The following is a 15,495-nucleotide window of genomic DNA, read 5'->3' on the forward strand; positions in this document are numbered from 1 at the left end:
CGATCGATATGTCCGATTCTATCCCGCGGCACCCCGGAACACCAGGCCCGAGCGAAGAATGTGGATAAACCCGCGACCATTCCCCGCCACCCGCCACTCACCCACCCCGAAGTGGATAACTCCGTGGATAAACCACCCTTGTGGAGGAACCATTCCGCACATCCGAGAACCGGCCGGCTCCCCCGGCACCGCAGGCTCCGCCCGCCCCATCCCTGCGACTCGTGACCCTGGACGCCGGATCCTCGGCGCGGACGGCTACCCTGGCCGGGACGACGGTGTGCGGCCCCTCGGCGGTCGCCGCCTCGACGGCCCCATCCCCTCTTCGTCCTCAGGAGCGTTCCCGGCGATGACCCTCTTCGGCCTCGTGCGACACGGGCAGACCGACTACAACCTGCAGGGCCTGTTCCAGGGCTCGAGCGACATCCCGCTGAACGCGACGGGTCGCGAGCAGGCGCACCACGCGCTGGACGGCGCACCGGACATCGCCTGGGACGCGGCCGTCTCCTCCCCGCTGATGCGTGCCGAGGAGACCGCGCGGATCATCGCCGAGGACCACGGCATCCCGTTCACCGGGACCGATCCGCGCCTCACGGAGATCGACTGGGGCGCGGCCGAGGGGCATGACGTCGCCGAGATGGAGGCCCGCTACCCCGGGCGCGCGTTCCCCGGACGCGAGGGGCTGCAGGCCGTCGCCGACCGCGGCTACCTCGCGCTCGACGACCTGGCCGAGCGCTTCGGCGACCGGAACGTGCTCGTGGTCGCCCACGGCACCTTCATCCGCCTGCTGCTCTCGGGCGTCACCGGGACGCACCTGCCCTCGATCCCCAACGGCGCGCTGTCCCTGCTGCGTCACGAGGGGGAGTCGTGGCAGGTGGAGATGATCGCCGGTGAGGCCGCCGAGGAACCCGCGCGCACCGCGCCGGCGGGGGCCTCGCCGCGGTTCCCGCTCTCCGAGCACCACCTGCGCCCCTACGGACTCTGAGCCCCACCACTCCCCGACCTTCCAGGAGGACACATGAGCCGCACCGCCGTGGACGCCGAGGGCGCCTGGTTCGAGCCCGAGAGGATGGCCGAGCTGCGCCGCGCCCTGCCCATCGCCTACGTGGACGTGGTTCCCGTGCGCACCGACGTCGACGGCGCGATCACGCAGGTGGGGCTGCTGCTGCGCGCATCCGGGAGCGGACGGATCATCCGCGCGATCGTCTCCGGCCGCGTGCTCGTGCACGAGACACTGCGCGAGGCCATCGCCCGGCACGTGGAGAAGGACCTCGGCACGATGGCGATGCCGCGGATCCCCGTCTCGCCCGTGCCGTTCACGGTCGCCGAGTACTTCCCGACGCCCGGCCAGTCCCTGTTCACCGACCCGCGGCAGCACGCGATCTCTCTCGCGTACATCGTGGCCGTGGACGGCGAGGCGGCCCCGCAGGAGGACGCGCTCGAGCTCACCTGGTTCGACGTCGAGGAGCTGCGCGAGGGCGAGGTGCTCTCCGAGCTCGACAACGGCCACGACGTGATCGTGCGCCGCGCCCTCGCCCACGCCGGGCTGGTCTGAGATCCCGGCCGGTCCCGCCCTGCGGGTCGGGCCCGGCCGGTCCCGCCCTGCGGGTCGGGCCCGGCCGGGCGCCCGCTCAGCGCAGCAGCTGGGCGATGTCCCCCGCGATCGCGCGGAACGCCTTGCCGCGGTGGGAGATCGCGTTCTTCTCCTCGGGGCTCAGCTCTGCCGCGGTGCGCTCCTGCCCCTCGGGCTGATCCGCCGGCACGAAGAGCGGGTCGTAGCCGAAGCCGCCCTCTCCCCGGCGCTCCGTGAGCAGGCGGCCCGGCATCTCGCCGCGCTCGACGCGCTCGGTGCCGTCGGGCGCGACCAGTGCCGCCGCGCACACGAAGCGCGCGGCGCGGTGCTCGGCGGGCACGTCGCCCATCTGGGCGAGGAGCAGGTCGTTGTTGGCCTCGTCGTCGCCGTGGCGCCCCGACCAGCGGGCGGAGAGGAAGCCGGGGCTGCCGCCGAGCACGTCGACCGCGAGACCGGAGTCGTCGGCCACCGCGATCAGGCCCGTCGCCGCGCTCACGGTGCGGGCCTTCAGCAGGGCGTTGCCCTCGAAAGTCACGCGGTCCTCGACGACGTCGGGGAGCTCGAGGCCGGCCGACGAGACGAGCATGCCCTCCTCGAATCCGGGGACGATCTGCTCGAGGATCTGCTGGAGCTCGCGGAGCTTGCCCTGGTTGTGGCTCGCGATGATGATGCGGGCCTCCGCGGGCACCTGCGTCCCGCCGGTTCCCCGGTTCTCGTCCGCCGGGCTCATCGCCGGCCCTCGAGCGCCTCGCGCTGGAGCGCCGAGAGGTCGGCGCAGCCGCCGACGGCGAGGTCCAGCAGGGTGTTCAGCTCGGCGCGGTCGAAGGGCGCGCCCTCGGCGGTGCCCTGGACCTCGACGAAGGAGCCGGAGCCGGTGACCACGACGTTCATGTCGGTCTCGGCCTTGACGTCCTCGCGGTACTCGAGGTCCAACAGCGCCTCGCCATCGACGATGCCCACGCTCACGGCGGAGACGGAGTCGGTGAGCACCTCGCGGGCGGCGGGGACGGCGGCGTGCAGCTTGCCCCAGGAGATCGCGTCGGCGAGGGCCACGTAGGCGCCGGTGATCGCGGCGGTGCGGGTGCCGCCGTCGGCCTGGAGGACGTCGCAGTCCAGCTGGATCGTGTTCTCGCCCAGGGCCTCCATGTCCACGACGGCGCGCAGGGAGCGGCCGACGAGCCGGGAGATCTCATGGGTGCGTCCGCCGATCTTGCCCTTCACGCTCTCGCGGGAGGAGCGGGTGGAGGTCGCACGCGGCAGCATCGCGTACTCCGCGGTGACCCAGCCGCTTCCCGAGCCCTTCTTCCAGCGCGGCACGCCCTCGGTGAAGGAGGCCGCGCACAGCACGCGGGTGCGGCCGAACTCGACGAGGACGCTGCCCTCGGCGTGGTCGAGCCAGTTGCGGGTGATCCTCACCTCGCGCATCTCATCGGCCGTGCGGCCGTCGACGCGGGGGCCGTCGGCGCTCGGACCGGTGCGGGGGGTCTCGGGGGTGGTCGCGCTCATGGGCCGCGCACCTCTCTCGCTGCTCGGGTGGCGGGCGGGGCCCGCGGGACGCAGTCGAGGATATCGGCCCGGGGGCCGTGCGCTCTGCACAGGAGCGGGCTCTGCACAGGAGCGCACTGCGCTCAGGGCAGCGCGCGCACGGACTCCGTCTCGACCACGAGCGCCGGGCGGGCCATGGTGATCTGCCCGTCGAAGACCGCGCGGGTCTCGGCCAGGGTGACCTCCGGGTCGGTCCAGGGGGCGATGTGGGTGAGCACGAGGCTGCGGGCGCCGACGGCGGCGGCGGCCTCCCCCGCGCGCCGACCGGTGAGGTGGACGCCCGAGAAGCGGTCGTCGCGGCCCTCGATGTAGCCGGCCTCGCACAGGAAGACGTCGGCTCCGCGCGCGAGGTCGAGCAGGCGGTCGCAGGTGTCGGTGTCGCCCGAGTAGGTCAGCACGCCGCCGCCTGCGGCGACGCGCATCCCGAAGGACTCGACGGTGTGGCGCACGGCACCGATCTCGATGCGGAACGGCCCGATCTCGATCTCCTGGCCGTCGCGGATCGGACGGTGGTCGAAGGGCAGGCAGGTGACGCCGTCCGGGACGTCGCCCTCCCGGCCCAGCACCGCGCGCAGGCGGTGGGCGAGCCCGTCGGGCGCGAAGATCGGCAGACGCGGGAGATCGCGGGAGTTGTACGCCCAGAACACCTCGAGACCGGTGAGGTCCAGGAAGTGATCGGGGTGCAGGTGGGAGATCACCACGGCGTCCAGCGTCGCCGGGTCGATGTGCGCCTGCAGGGGCCCGAAGGCGCCGCTGCCCAGGTCGATGAGCACGCGCCAGGTGCGGCCGTCCGCGTCCTCCTGCTCGAGGAGGTAGCTCGAGGCGGCGCCGGCGGGGCCGGCGAAGCTGCCGCAGCAGCCGACGACGGTCAGTCTCATGGGGTCACCACCGGGAGGGTCGCGGTCATGGTCACGGACGGGCCCAGGAAGCGCCGGGAGAGGCGCGAGAACATCGAGGGCGTGCCGTCGTGCGGCGCCGTCTCGGCGAAGACGTGCGCCGGGGGTTTCGGGTCCGTGCGCTGGATGCCGCCGGCCACGAGCTGGCGGTAGACGTCCAGGGCGGTCTCCTCGGCCGAGGAGACCAGGGTGACCTCGGATCCCATCACGTAGCTGATGGGGCCGGTGAGCATCGGGTAGTGGGTGCAGCCCAGCACGAGCGTGTCCACGCCCGCCTCCTGGACGGGCGCCAGGTACTGCTCTGCGATCCCGATGACCTCGTCGCCCTGGGTCTCGCCGCGCTCGACGAACTCGACGAAGCGCGGGCAGGCGGCGGAGGTGATCTGCAGGCTCGGGGCGGCGGCGAAGGCGTCGTCGTAGGCGCGGGAGCCCACGGTCGCCTGGGTGCCGATGATGCCGACGCGGCCGTTGCGGGTCGCGGCCACGGCGCGGCGGACGGCGGGCTGGATGACCTCGACGACGGGGACGTCGTAGCGCTCGCGGGCGTCGCGCAGCACGGCGGCGCTCGCGGTGTTGCAGGCGATCACGAGCATCTTCACGCCGCGCTCGACGAGGTCGTCCATGATCCCCAGCGCCAGGGCGCGGACCTCCGCGATGGGACGGGGGCCGTAGGGCGTGTGCGCAGTGTCCCCGATGTAGAGGAGCTCCTCGCGCGGCAGCTGGTCCAGGATCGCTCGGGCGACCGTGAGGCCCCCGACCCCGGAGTCGAAGATCCCGATCGGCGCGTTGCTCATCTGCCCCACAGTAGGCAGGATCCTTTCAGCCCTCAGTGAGGACGCACTCAGTGCGCGGGACATCACACCGTCCGCGGGGCCGCGCCGAGGGCTGGGCCCGAGGGGCGATCAGTACTCGTCGATCGCGCGCAGGAGGCTCTCCTGCAGCCACGTGAGCAGCTCGTAGACGGCCGCGACGACGTCGGCCCCGGCCACGCCATCGTCGTCCTCGAGCGGGGGCGCGTCCTCGACGCGCTCCCCGATCTGCTGGAGCATGCGCAGGGTCTCGAAGTCGCCGTCGTTCGCGATGTGGAGCCGGTCCGCCAGCACGATCCGCACGTCGTTCATGGCGCGCAGCCAGGAGGCGATGTCGCCGGCGGGGACGGTGACCTCGCCGTCGCCCGGTCCGCTGCCGTCGAGAGTGCGCACCAGGTGGGTGAGGTCCTCGATCTTCTCGGTCGCGAGGTCCTGCTGGCCCAGGCGGCGCAGCTCCTCGGCGACGGCCGCGTCGGTGCTCGCGTCGGGGAAGAGCCGGCGCACCGCGGAGTCGCGGGGCGCGCGCACCGAGGACTGCGCGAACTCGGCCTCGAGGCGCTCGAGGGGGTCCTCCGAGCCGGCGGCGGCGCGCACCGCCCCGGGCTCCTCGCGCAGGTCGAGGTCGTGCCGGATGAGCTCGGCGGTCTCCTGGGCGACCTGGCTGATGATCGCCTTCTCCTCTCCGTCCAGGCGGCAGGCGATGTCGCCTCCCGGGCGGGGGCGGAACGCGTGGGCCATCAGCCCTCCTCCGTGCGCTCGAGGGTCGCGCGCAGGCCGTAGGAGTGCATGGCCTGCACGTCGGACTCCACGCGCTCGCGCGAGCCGCGGGAGACGACGGCCCTGCCCTGCTCGTGGACCTGCTGCATGAGCTCGTGCGCGCGGGCGCGGCTGAACCCGAAGTAGGTGCGGAAGACGTGCACGACGTAGCTCATGAGGTTCACGGGGTCGTTCCAGACGACCGTCTGCCAAGGGCCGTCCTCGAAGTCCTCGGCCTGCGCGGCGCGCTCGGGGTCGAGGACGCCGACGGTGCGCGAGCCGCCGCCCGTGTCCGTGTCGATGTCGACGTCGGGATCGTGTCCGTGCACGGCGTCCTCCTTCCGGGGTCGCGTGGACCGCGTGGTCCGTCGATTCTACGAAGCGGGTGGGACGGAGCGGTCAGCCCGGTCCCAGCGACGAGCGGATCCGGTCCTCAGCGGCGGCCGACGAACCATCCGCGCACGACCGCGATCCTCTCCTCGATCTGCTCGACGCTGGCCTGCGGCACGGCGGGGCCTCCGCAGCGCGAGCGCAGGGAGTTGTGGACCTGGCCGTGCGGGGTGCCCGACTTGCGGGCCCACGCGGAGACCAGGGAGGAGAGCTCCTTGCGGAGGTCCATGAGCCGCCGGTGGTCGACGACGGGGATCGCCCGGTCCGCCTCGCTCGCGGCCCCCTCGCCCTTCTTCGAGCGGCGGGCCATCTGACTGGCCTGGCGCTCCTGCAGCAGGGTGCGCATCTGGTCGGCGTCGAGCAGGCCCGGGATGCCCAGGAACTCCTGCTCGTCCTCGCTGCCGGCGTCTCCCCCGGCGCCGTACTCGCCGCCGTCGAAGAGGACGCGGTCGAAGGACGCCTGGGACTCGAGGGCCTCGAAGGACAGCTCGAGCTGGTCGGAGGCCTGCTCGGGGCGGTTGGCCTCCTCGATCAGGTGCTCGTCGAGCCCGGTCTCCGGATCCCCCTCCTGGGGACGGAGGTCCAGGACGTGGTCGCGCTCCTCCTCCATGGCGGCCGCGTGAGCGGTGAGGATGGGCACCGAGGGCAGGAAGATGCTCGCGGTCTCGCCGCGGGTCCGCGAGCGCACGAAGCGGCCGACGGCCTGCGCGAAGAACATGGGGGTCGCGGTCGAGGTCGCGTAGACGCCGACGGCCAGGCGCGGCACGTCCACGCCCTCGGAGACCATGCGCACGGCGACCATCCAGCGGTCCTCGGAGTCCGAGAAGGCCTCGATGCGCTTGCCGGCGCCCGCGTCGTCCGAGAGGACGGTCGTGATTTCCTCGCCGGTGATGGCGTGGAGGGTCGCGGCGTAGGCGCGCGCCGTCTTCTGGTCGGTCGCGATGACCAGGCCGCCCGCGTCCGGCACGTGGCGGCGCATCTCCGTCAGGCGCTTGTCTGCCGCGGCGAGGACCGCCTGGATCCACTCGCCCTTGGGGTCCAGCGCGGTGCGCCAGGCCTGCTGGGTGATGTCCTTGGTCTCGATCGCGCCGAGCTGCGCGGAGACCTCGTCGCCGGTCTTCGTGCGCCAGTGCATGCGCCCCGAGTAGGTCATGAACATGACGGGGCGCACCACGTTGTCCCGCAGCGCGTCGGCGTAGCCGTAGGAGTAGTCGGCCTTCGAGCGCAGGAAGCCCTCGGAGTCCTCCTCGTAGACCACGAAGGGGATCTGCGAGTCGTCCGAGCGGAACGGGGTGCCCGTCAGCGCCAGGCGCCGGGCGGCGGGATCGAAGGCCTCGCGCACGCCGTCACCCCAGGTGAGGGCATCGCCGGCATGGTGGATCTCGTCGAGGATCACCAGGGTGCGCTCGGCCTCCGTGCGGGCCCGGTGCAGCATCGGGTTCATGCCGACCTGCGCGTAGGTGATCGCGACGCCCTGGAAGTGGGCGCCGTGGCGCCCCTGGGCGTTGGTGAAGTTCGGGTCCAGCGAGATCCCCACGCGCGCGGCGGAGTCCGCCCACTGCGTCTTCAGGTGCTCGGTCGGGGCGACCACGGTCACGCGGCGCACGGTGCCCTCGGCGAGGAGCATCGCGGCGATCTGCAGCGCGAAGGTGGTCTTGCCGGCGCCCGGCGTCGCGACGGCCATGAAGTCCTTCGGGGCGCGCTCGCGGTACATCGCGAGGGCCTCGGACTGCCAGGCGCGCAGCTTCGGGGCCGTGCCCCAGGCGGCGCGCTCCGGGTATGCCGGTGGGAGGGACTGCGCCGCCGCGGTCGAGGGCCGGTGCGGGTCGCTTGTCTGGGGTGTCGTCGGTGGTGTCACAGCGCGGACCACGTTACCGCCGCGCCCCGACATCCCGACGCCGGGGCACGGCGGGCGGGATGTGAGGAATCGCCGACGCGGAGGTCCTTCAGCGCCGGCCCCCGAAGAAGCCGCGGAACCCGCCGCGGCCGCCGCCCGAGCCGCCCTTGCCTCCGTCCGAGCCGGCGCCGCCGTCGTTGGGCTCGCGCAGTCCGTCGTGGATCTCCTTGCACTCCGGGCACACGGGGTACTTCTTGGGATCGCGCCCGGGCACCCACACCTTGCCGCACAGGGCGATCACGGGCGTGCCGTCGAGGGCGGCCTGGGTGATCCTGTCGCGGCGCACGTAGTGGGCGAACCGGTCGTGGTCGCCGTCGTCGGTCTTCTCCTCGCGCTCCTTGGTCTCGCGGTCCAGCACGGCGGTCGCGCCGGGCGACTGGCCGGGGTCCTCGCGGTACGGGTCGAGGCGGTCGGGATCGGAGATCGAGGGCATAGCAGGCTCCTTCGGGCTGATCGTCGTCGCTCCCGAGGGTAGTCGGCGTGGCAGGATCGGACACCCATGGAGCATCCGGCGACGAGGGGGATCACGTGAGCGCGAGGCCCGACGCCCAGCAGGAGGGCGCACGCGCCCTCGTCGAGACGCTGCTCGCCGGGGCGCACGGCAGCGGGACGCGCGGCGGGGCGAGCGCCGACGACGGATCGGCCGAGGGGCCCCGCGAGGGCGCCGTCGCGGTCGCCGCGGGGATCGACCGGGGCGACGGGAGCCCGCTGCGCATCTTCGGCGGACGCACCGCGGGCTTCGCGGCCGACGGCTCGGCGCTGCCCGAGGGCTCAGCCGAGCTCCCTGCCGAGGTCCCCGGCCCGGCTGGACCCGACGTCCCGTCGGACCCCGTCGGCCCCGGCACCCTGTTCGACATGGCCTCGGTGACCAAGGTCGTCACGGCGCTCACCGCCGCGACCCTCCTCGCCGACGGCGCCCTGGACCTCGAGGACCGGGCCGCGGACGTGCTGGATCCGGCCCTCGTGCCCGACGCGCGGATCACGGTGCGGCACCTGCTCACGCACACCGCGGGACTGCCGCCCACCATGCCGCTGTGGCGGATCGACGGCGCCCGGGAGCAGCGCCTCGCGGAGATCGGCCGCGCGGAGCTCGCCGCCGCGCCCGGCGCCGCCCACGCCTACTCGTGCATCGGCTTCATCCTGCTCGGCGAGATCCTCGCCCGCCGGACCGGCACGGACCTGCCCGCCCTCGCCCGCGAGCGCGTGCTGGACCCGGCCGGCGCGGACAGCGCGACCTGGTGGCCCGACGAGCGCGCTCGCACCCGCGCCGCGGCGACCGAGTACGCGGAGGATCCGCCCCGCGGTCTCGTGCGCGGCCAGGTGCACGACGAGACCGCCTGGTCGCTCGGCGGCGCGGGCAACGCCGGTGTGTTCGCGACCCTGGACGACGCCCTCGCGATCGCCCGCGTGCTCGCAGGGACCGCCCCCGGTCCCGCCGTCCCGGAGGACCTGCGGCGCGAGATCGGCCGCGATCAGCTGGCCGCCCCCGCGACCACGGGGGCGCCGTGGCGCCAGGGCCTCGGGGTGAGGATCGGGCAGGACCTGCCGGACGGCTCCCTCGTGCCCGGCGTGCTGGGCCATCCCGGGTTCACGGGCACAGCCCTGTGGGCGGATCCCGTCACCGGCACCGTCGCCGCCCTGCTCACCAACCGCGTGCACCCGCGTCGCGAGCGCTTCGAGGTGCTCGGCGCGCGCCGGGAGATGGCCCGGCTGGCCTTCGCCCCGGCCTCGGCTCCGGCCCGGACGTCGGCGGGACCGCGCACGTGAGCGCACGGGCCGGCGTGCTCCGCGGCCTCGCCCCGGACCGCCTGCTCGTCGCGGGCATCGCGCTGCTCGCGAACGTCGGCTTCTACCTGCCCAGCGTGCCCGAGGCCGGCCCCGCAGGGCCCGTGCGCATCGACACGATCTACCACGTGGGCGTCTTCGCGCTCACCGTCTGGGCCCTCGGGCGCCTGCTCGCCCCGCGGCAGCGGTTCCCGATCGGCTGGGTCGTCCTCGCCGCCGCGGTGCACGCCGGGCTCATCGAGATCCTGCAGGGCGCGCTGCTCCCCCACCGCTCGGCCGACCCGGGCGACGTCCTCGCCGACCTCGTCGGGACCGCGATCGGCGTGCTCGCGTGGACGGCGGAGCGGCGGCTCAGGCGCCGGGTGTCCCCAGCGAGCGCCGAGGATCCGGGGCCGCTGCCAGCAGACGCCGCGTGTACTCGTCCTGCGGATCGCTGATCACCTGCTCGGACTCCCCTCGCTCGACCACGCACCCCTCGTGCATGACGAGCACCTCGCTCGAGTAGCGGCGGGCGCTGCCCAGGTCATGGGTGATGTAGAGGACCGCGAGGTCCTCCTCGCGCCGCAGGTCGTCGATGAGGTCGAGCATCGCCTTGCGGATCGTCACGTCGAGCATCGAGACGGGCTCGTCCGCCAGCAGCACGGACGGGCCGGCGGCGAGCGCGCGCGCGAAGGAGACGCGCTGGCGCTCCCCGCCCGAGAGCTCATGGGGGAAGCGGTCCAAGTAGTGCTCGGCCGGCTCGAGGCCCACCCGCGAGAGCAGCGCCGCACTGCGCTCGCGGACCTCGTCGGCCCCGGAGGGATCCTGGTGCAGCCGCACGGCGCGGCCCAGGATGTAGCTGATCCGGCGCAGCGGGTTCAGCGAGGCGAAGGGGTCCTGGAGCGTCAGCTGGACCTGCCCGGTGTACTCGCGCGGCGAGGTGCCGCCCGAACCGCCGGCGCCGCCCGCTCCCCCGCTGCCGCCGGCCACCCGCTCGCCGTGCAGGAGGATCTCCCCGGCGGTCAGCGGCACCAGGCGCGCGAGCAGGCGGCCCAGCGTGGACTTGCCCGAGCCGCTCTGGCCCACCAGCGCGGTGACCTGCCCGCGGCGCAGCTCGAGGGAGACGTCGTCCACGGCGCGCAGGATGCGGCGGTGGCGCAGCAGCCCGCGGCGATCGCCCACGCCGTACTCCTTGACCAGGTGCCTGCCCTCGAGGACGACCTCGCCGCGCGCGGGGGCGTCAGGGGTGCTGGTGTCGGCGGCGGCGGTGCTCATGCGAGGCTCCCGAGTGCTTCGAGGGAGTCCAGGAGACTCCGGGTGTACGGGTGGCGGGCGCCGCGGTAGATCTCGGCCGCGGGCCCGTACTCGACCAGGTGCCCGCGGCGCATGACGGCGATCGAGTCGGAGATCTCCAGCAGCAGGGCGAGGTCGTGGGTGGTGAAGACGATCGCGAAGCCGTACTGCTCGCGCAGCCGCACGATCTGGTCGAGGACCTCGCGCTGGACCAGCAGGTCCAGGGCCGTGGTCGGCTCGTCCATGAAGATGACGTCCGGCTCGAGGACCAGCGCGATCGCGATCGCGACCCTCTGCTTCATCCCGCCCGAGAGCTCATGCGGATAGGCGCCCAGGCGCTCCGGGTCGATGCCCACCCGCTGCAGGTGCTCGCGCGCGAGCTCGGTGCGCCGGGCCGGGCCGAGGTCGGGCCGGTGCACGCGGATCACGTCGTCGAACTGCGAGTGGATCGTGGTCACCGGGTTCAGGGCGTTCATGGCGCTCTGGAAGACCACGGCGATCTCCGTCCAGCGGATCGCACGCAGACCGCGCGCGTCCAGGGAGAGCAGGTCCGTCCGGTCACCGGCGGCGTCGGTGTAGGACACCGACCCTCCGGCGATCCGCGCGGGCGGACGCAGCATGCGGGTGATGGCGTTGGTGAGCGTCGACTTGCCGCTGCCGGACTCCCCGGCCAGGCCCAGGATCTCCCCGCGGTGCAGGGTGAGCGTCACGTCGTCGACCGCGTGCACCGTGCCGTGCTCGGTCGGGTAGTCGACGCTCAGGTGATCGGCCTCGATGACGGGGTCGCCGGGCACGTCCGTCGGCCGGATCACCGGGTCCGCCTCCGGCACGGTGTCGGCGAGCGCGGTGCCTGTCGCCTGCGCCGGCGCCGATGGCGCCGCGGCAACCTTCGGCCCCGCCGGGCCCGTCGGACCCGTCGGCCCGGCGCTGACCGCCGCCCCGCCGGCGGCGGCATCTGCGGTGGTGGCGTCGCCGCCCGCGGCGCGGGAACCGCGCACCGCGCGATGGCGGGAGGCGCCCGTGCGCAGCCGCGGGTTCGCGTACTCGTCGATGCCGAAGTTGATGAGCGCGAGCCCCGCGCCGATCACGGCGATCGCGAGGCCCGGTGGGACGTACCACCACCAGGCTCCCGAGAGCAGCGCCTGCGCGCTCTGGGCGAAGTAGAGCATCGACCCCCAGGAGACGGTGGTCAGCGAGCCGAGCCCCAGGAAGGACAGGCCCGCCTCGGAGAGGATGCCGCCGATCACCGAGAACAGGAAGCCGGAGGCCACCAGCGGGAGCATGTTCGGCAGCACCTCGGCGAACATGATGCGGGTGCGGGACTCCCCGCTCGCCCGCGCGGCCTCGACGAACTCGCGGCCGCGCAGCGACATGGTCTGCGCGCGGATCACGCGCGCCGAGCCCGCCCAGGAGGTGATCGCGATGACCACGGCGATGGCGAACAGCCCGCGGCTGGGCAGGTAGCCCGTCAGCACGATCAGCAGCGGCATGCCCGGGATCACCAGGAACACCGCGGTGAGGATGTAGAGGAGGTCGTCGGCGACCCCGCGCAGATAGCCGCCGAGCAGGCCGATGACCACGGAGAACACCTGCGAGACGACGCCCGCGACGAGGCCCACGAGCAGGGAGACGCGGGCTCCGGTGACGAACTGCGCATAGACGTCCTGGCCGGTCTGGGTGGTGCCCATCCAGTGCTCGGCCGAGGGCGGGCGCAGCAGGTCGAAGGACGTGGCCTGCGGCGAGTACCGGGCGGTGAGCGGGCCGATCACGGCGATCAGCACGAACACCGCGACGATGATCAGCCCGGCGCGGACCTTGCCGCTGCGGGGCACGAGGCGCATGAGGGACTCTCTCGAGGTGGACATGGGTCAGGCCCCCTGCCGGGTTCGCGGGTCCAGGAACACGTAGGCCACGTCGGCCACGAGGTTCGCGGCGATCACCGCGAGGGAGATGATGAGGAACAGGCCCTGCATGAGCGGGAAGTCCTGCGCCTGCACGGCGCTGAACAGCGTGTATCCGACGCCCGGATAGTTGAAGATCACCTCGGTGAGCATGGAGCCGCCGACGACCGCTCCGAGCGACAGCGCGAAGCCCGTGATCGAGGGCAGGATCGCGTTGCGGGCGGCGTAGGTGACGAGCACTCGCCGCGGCGGCAGACCCTTGGCCTCGGCGAGGGACACGTAGTCCTCCCCCATCACGGTCACCGTCATGTTGCGCATCGAGAGCACCCAGCCGGCGAAGGAGCCGATGACGATCGTGATCGCAGGCAGCAGCGCGTGGTACAGGACGGAGCCGATGAACTCCGGCGTCCAGCCGGGGAAGAGGATCCTCTCGTAGCCGCCGGCGTTGGGGAACAGGCTCAGGTGCACCGAGAGCACGAGCACGAGGAGCAGCGCCATCCAGAAGTACGGGATCGCGTTGAGGAAGGTCAGGGCCGGCAGCACGTGGTCCGACCAGGTGCCGCGGCGCCACGCGAGGAGCACTCCCAGGGCGGTGCCCAGCAGGAAGCTCACGATCGTCGCCACGCCCACGAGCCCCAGGGTCCAGGGCAGGGCGCGGGAGATGATGTCGATGACGGGCACCGGGAAGTGGCTGATGGACGTGCCCAGGTCGCCGTGCAGCAGGTCCTTCAGGTAGTCCACGTACTGGACGGGCAGGGGGTCGTCGCTGACCCCGTAGGCCTCGGCGATCGCCTTCTTGGCCTCCGGGTCGATCGCGCCCTGCGAGCTCTCCAGCAGGAGGGTCACGGGGTCGCCGGGCATGAGCCGCGGGATGAGGAAGTTCAGGGTGAGGGCCGCCCACGCGATGAACGCGTAGAGCCCGATCTTGCGCGCGAGGTACTTCATCGCGTCCTCCGTCAGTCGGTGGTCCGGGTGAGCTCGCGCAGCACCAGGATCCTGTCGATCGGGCTGTAGGGGGCGCCGAGCGCGTAGGGGTGGTCGGGATCGGGGAATCCGGACCAGGACTCGGTGTTGTAGTTGAACCAGTTCGGGGCGGTCACCAGCGGCAGCGCCGGGAGCTTGTCCACCACGATGTCCTCGAGGCCGTCGATGCAGCGCTGCTGCTCGGCCTCGTCGTCGGTCGCGGTGAACGCGCTCAGGAGCTCGTCGGTAACGTCGTCGTACCAGCGCTGGAAGTTCGCGAGCACCGTGCCGTCCTTGCTCCTGTGCTCGCCCGAGAGCATCGAGCGGTACATGAACCAGGGGCTCGCGCCGGCGGAGACCGTGGAGAGGGTGACGTCGAAGCTGCCGGCGTTGCGCTTCTCCGTCCAGGACTCCATCGAGACGCCCTGGGGCGTGAACTTCACGCCGATCTTCTGCAGCTGCTCGTTCAGCACCTGGGTGACGCTCACCCAGTCCACGAACCCCGAGGGGATCTGCAGCGGGAACTCGAGCTTGGTGCCGTCCTCGGCGGCGCGCACGCCGTCCGCCCCGCGCCGGTAGCCGGCGTCGTCGAGGACCTTCTCCGCCTTCTCCGGGTCGAACTCGAACTCCTTCCCCCGGTACCGCTTCGAGATGTACTGCTCGAAGGTGGGGCGCGGAAGGCCGGTGGGGTGCGGCGGGCCGACGTAGCCGAGCATCGCGATGTCGGCGATCTGCTTCCGGTCGATCGCGAGCGAGATCCCGCGGCGCAGCTCGAGATCCTGCCAGAGGTCCTTCTCGAGGTTGAAGGTCAGGTTCACGACGCCCAGGCCCGGGTAGTAGTAGCCGCGGTGCTCGGGATCCTTCGCGACGAAGATCTTGTCGACGTTGGCGACGAAGCCCCCGGACCAGTCGATCTCGCCGGCCTGGAGGGCGGTGTTGAAGGTCTCCGTGGAGTAGGAGGGGTAGTAGAGCTCGGGGACCTCGAAGTCGTCGGCCGCCCAGTGCTTGTCGTTGCGGCGGAAGGTGTAGAGCTGGTCGGAGAAGCGATCGAGCATGTAGGGACCGGAGCCGACGGGCTCCGAGATCGCGTCCTTCTCGACGTCGAGGGTCTCGAAGATGTGCTTGGGGACGACGTAGGAGCCGCCCAGGGTCGGCGCGTGCGCGAAGGAGGGGCCTTCGAAGGCGACCTCGACGGTGCGCTCCCCCGTGCGCTTCGCGTCCTTGACGGGCAGCGCGGAGCCGTTGGTCGCGGGCTTGTCGCGGAGCATGAGCAGCGAGTACTCGACGTCCTCGGCGGTGAGCGGATGGTCGTCGGTGAACACGATGCCCTCGCGCACGAGGATCTCGGCGCTCGTGCCGTCCTCGCTGAAGGTGATCTTCTCGGCGACCCACGGCAGCGGCTTCTCCGGGTCCATGGCCGTGTACACCATGAGCGGCTCGAAGATGAGGCCGCTCGCGCCCTGCAGCGCCGTGGGCGAGTAGGGGTTGAAGTTGGGCTGGTAGACGGTGATGTCATTCGCGTGGATGCGCAGCGGCGGGTTCTCGGCGTCCTGCGCGCCCGGGCCGCAGGAGGACAGTCCGAGGGCGGCGAGGCCCCCGCCGCCGAGCGCCGCGCCGAGCACCGTGCGGCGCGCGGGCCCGGTGGCGCCTGCGGGCCCGGAGGCGGCTGAGGGCGGGGCGGCTGACGGGGATGGCCTGGTCATGGGCGTCC

General features: G+C 72.8%; 16 protein-coding genes. 4 read left to right on the forward strand and 12 right to left on the reverse strand.

The genetic code is table 11. The features are described 5' to 3' along the window. Nucleotides 1–346 precede the first annotated feature (346 nt). The gene (locus FHG10_RS15745; RefSeq protein ID WP_152354322.1) at nt 347–982 is read left to right on the forward strand and encodes a histidine phosphatase family protein; all 636 of its coding nucleotides are present in this window, start codon (nt 347–349) and stop codon (nt 980–982) included. Nucleotides 983–1,015: 33 nt separating this feature from the next. Next, the gene (locus FHG10_RS15750) at nt 1,016–1,552 is read left to right on the forward strand and encodes a DUF4916 domain-containing protein (RefSeq protein WP_152354323.1); all 537 of its coding nucleotides are present in this window, start codon (nt 1,016–1,018) and stop codon (nt 1,550–1,552) included. A gap of 76 nt (nt 1,553–1,628) precedes the next feature. Here FHG10_RS15750 and rdgB read toward each other — a convergent pair whose 3' ends face one another. From rdgB to FHG10_RS15790, 8 genes are all read right to left on the reverse strand, one after another. Further along, nucleotides 1,629–2,300, reverse strand: coding sequence for an RdgB/HAM1 family non-canonical purine NTP pyrophosphatase (gene rdgB, locus FHG10_RS15755; RefSeq protein ID WP_152354324.1), 672 nt, complete (start codon nt 2,298–2,300; stop codon nt 1,629–1,631). After that, nucleotides 2,297–3,076, reverse strand: coding sequence for a ribonuclease PH (gene rph, locus FHG10_RS15760; protein ID WP_152354325.1), 780 nt, complete (start codon nt 3,074–3,076; stop codon nt 2,297–2,299). Before rph ends, rdgB begins: the two co-directional genes overlap by 4 nt. 122 nt (nt 3,077–3,198) lie before the next feature. Continuing rightward, entirely contained in the window at nt 3,199–3,993 is a 795-nt protein-coding gene (locus FHG10_RS15765; protein WP_152354326.1) for an MBL fold metallo-hydrolase, read from the reverse strand. Further along, nucleotides 3,990–4,805, reverse strand: a complete 816-nt coding sequence (gene murI, locus FHG10_RS15770) for a glutamate racemase (RefSeq protein ID WP_152354327.1) — start codon at nt 4,803–4,805, stop codon at nt 3,990–3,992. Before murI ends, FHG10_RS15765 begins: the two co-directional genes overlap by 4 nt. A 108-nt stretch (nt 4,806–4,913) precedes the next feature. Continuing rightward, nucleotides 4,914–5,558, reverse strand: coding sequence for a DUF2017 family protein (locus FHG10_RS15775; RefSeq protein WP_152354328.1), 645 nt, complete (start codon nt 5,556–5,558; stop codon nt 4,914–4,916). After that, nucleotides 5,558–5,905 (reverse strand): ATP-dependent Clp protease adapter ClpS, encoded by a 348-nt coding sequence (clpS, locus tag FHG10_RS15780; RefSeq protein WP_152354329.1) that lies wholly within the window; start codon nt 5,903–5,905, stop codon nt 5,558–5,560. Before clpS ends, FHG10_RS15775 begins: the two co-directional genes overlap by 1 nt. Nucleotides 5,906–6,009: 104 nt before the next feature. Beyond that, a complete protein-coding gene (locus FHG10_RS15785) occupies nt 6,010–7,857 on the reverse strand; it encodes a DEAD/DEAH box helicase (protein ID WP_152354330.1) in 1,848 nt (615 codons plus the stop codon). Nucleotides 7,858–7,912: 55 nt separating this feature from the next. Then, nucleotides 7,913–8,296 (reverse strand): DUF3039 domain-containing protein, encoded by a 384-nt coding sequence (locus FHG10_RS15790; protein WP_152354331.1) that lies wholly within the window; start codon nt 8,294–8,296, stop codon nt 7,913–7,915. A gap of 95 nt (nt 8,297–8,391) precedes the next feature. On the opposite strand from FHG10_RS15790, the gene FHG10_RS15795 reads away from it, so the two are divergent. Continuing rightward, nucleotides 8,392–9,630: a serine hydrolase domain-containing protein gene (locus FHG10_RS15795; RefSeq protein ID WP_152354332.1), complete on the forward strand. Its 1,239-nt coding sequence runs from the start codon at nt 8,392–8,394 to the stop codon at nt 9,628–9,630. Continuing rightward, nucleotides 9,627–10,085 (forward strand): VanZ family protein, encoded by a 459-nt coding sequence (locus FHG10_RS18065; RefSeq protein WP_193636357.1) that lies wholly within the window; start codon nt 9,627–9,629, stop codon nt 10,083–10,085. The genes FHG10_RS15795 and FHG10_RS18065 overlap by 4 nt, the downstream gene beginning before the upstream one ends. Here FHG10_RS18065 and FHG10_RS15805 read toward each other — a convergent pair. From FHG10_RS15805 to FHG10_RS15820, 4 genes are read right to left on the reverse strand one after another with little or no spacing between them, the layout of a single operon-like run. Next, nucleotides 10,000–10,902 (reverse strand): ABC transporter ATP-binding protein, encoded by a 903-nt coding sequence (locus FHG10_RS15805; RefSeq protein ID WP_152354333.1) that lies wholly within the window; start codon nt 10,900–10,902, stop codon nt 10,000–10,002. The two genes, FHG10_RS18065 and FHG10_RS15805, sit on opposite strands and share 86 nt — an antisense overlap. After that, entirely contained in the window at nt 10,899–12,785 is a 1,887-nt protein-coding gene (locus FHG10_RS15810) for a dipeptide/oligopeptide/nickel ABC transporter permease/ATP-binding protein (RefSeq protein WP_152354334.1), read from the reverse strand. The genes FHG10_RS15805 and FHG10_RS15810 overlap by 4 nt, the downstream gene beginning before the upstream one ends. A gap of 3 nt (nt 12,786–12,788) precedes the next feature. Beyond that, on the reverse strand, nt 12,789–13,766 hold the full coding sequence (locus tag FHG10_RS15815) for an ABC transporter permease (RefSeq protein ID WP_152354335.1): 978 nt from the start codon (nt 13,764–13,766) through the stop codon (nt 12,789–12,791). An 11-nt stretch (nt 13,767–13,777) separates the two neighbouring features. Then, nucleotides 13,778–15,487 (reverse strand): ABC transporter substrate-binding protein, encoded by a 1,710-nt coding sequence (locus FHG10_RS15820; RefSeq protein WP_152354336.1) that lies wholly within the window; start codon nt 15,485–15,487, stop codon nt 13,778–13,780. Nucleotides 15,488–15,495 lie beyond the last annotated feature (8 nt).

The organism is Brachybacterium subflavum (assembly GCF_009299795.1).
Lineage (GTDB): Bacteria > Actinomycetota > Actinomycetes > Actinomycetales > Dermabacteraceae > Brachybacterium > Brachybacterium subflavum.

Excerpts from the sequence above, each read along its gene's own strand:
- FHG10_RS15745 (WP_152354322.1), top strand. The coding sequence starts at position 347 with ATGACCCTCTTCGGCCTCGTGCGACACGGGCAGACCGACTACAACCTG.
- FHG10_RS15750 (WP_152354323.1), top strand. The coding sequence starts at position 1,016 with ATGAGCCGCACCGCCGTGGACGCCGAGGGCGCCTGGTTCGAGCCCGAG.
- rdgB (WP_152354324.1), bottom strand. The coding sequence starts at position 2,300 with ATGAGCCCGGCGGACGAGAACCGGGGAACCGGCGGGACGCAGGTGCCC.
- rph (WP_152354325.1), bottom strand. The coding sequence starts at position 3,076 with ATGAGCGCGACCACCCCCGAGACCCCCCGCACCGGTCCGAGCGCCGAC.
- FHG10_RS15765 (WP_152354326.1), bottom strand. The coding sequence starts at position 3,993 with ATGAGACTGACCGTCGTCGGCTGCTGCGGCAGCTTCGCCGGCCCCGCC.
- murI (WP_152354327.1), bottom strand. The coding sequence starts at position 4,805 with ATGAGCAACGCGCCGATCGGGATCTTCGACTCCGGGGTCGGGGGCCTC.
- FHG10_RS15775 (WP_152354328.1), bottom strand. The coding sequence starts at position 5,558 with ATGGCCCACGCGTTCCGCCCCCGCCCGGGAGGCGACATCGCCTGCCGC.
- FHG10_RS15785 (WP_152354330.1), bottom strand. The coding sequence starts at position 7,857 with ATGTCGGGGCGCGGCGGTAACGTGGTCCGCGCTGTGACACCACCGACG.
- FHG10_RS15790 (WP_152354331.1), bottom strand. The coding sequence starts at position 8,296 with ATGCCCTCGATCTCCGATCCCGACCGCCTCGACCCGTACCGCGAGGAC.
- FHG10_RS15805 (WP_152354333.1), bottom strand. The coding sequence starts at position 10,902 with ATGAGCACCGCCGCCGCCGACACCAGCACCCCTGACGCCCCCGCGCGC.
- FHG10_RS15810 (WP_152354334.1), bottom strand. The coding sequence starts at position 12,785 with ATGTCCACCTCGAGAGAGTCCCTCATGCGCCTCGTGCCCCGCAGCGGC.
- FHG10_RS15815 (WP_152354335.1), bottom strand. The coding sequence starts at position 13,766 with ATGAAGTACCTCGCGCGCAAGATCGGGCTCTACGCGTTCATCGCGTGG.
- FHG10_RS15820 (WP_152354336.1), bottom strand. The coding sequence starts at position 15,487 with ATGACCAGGCCATCCCCGTCAGCCGCCCCGCCCTCAGCCGCCTCCGGG.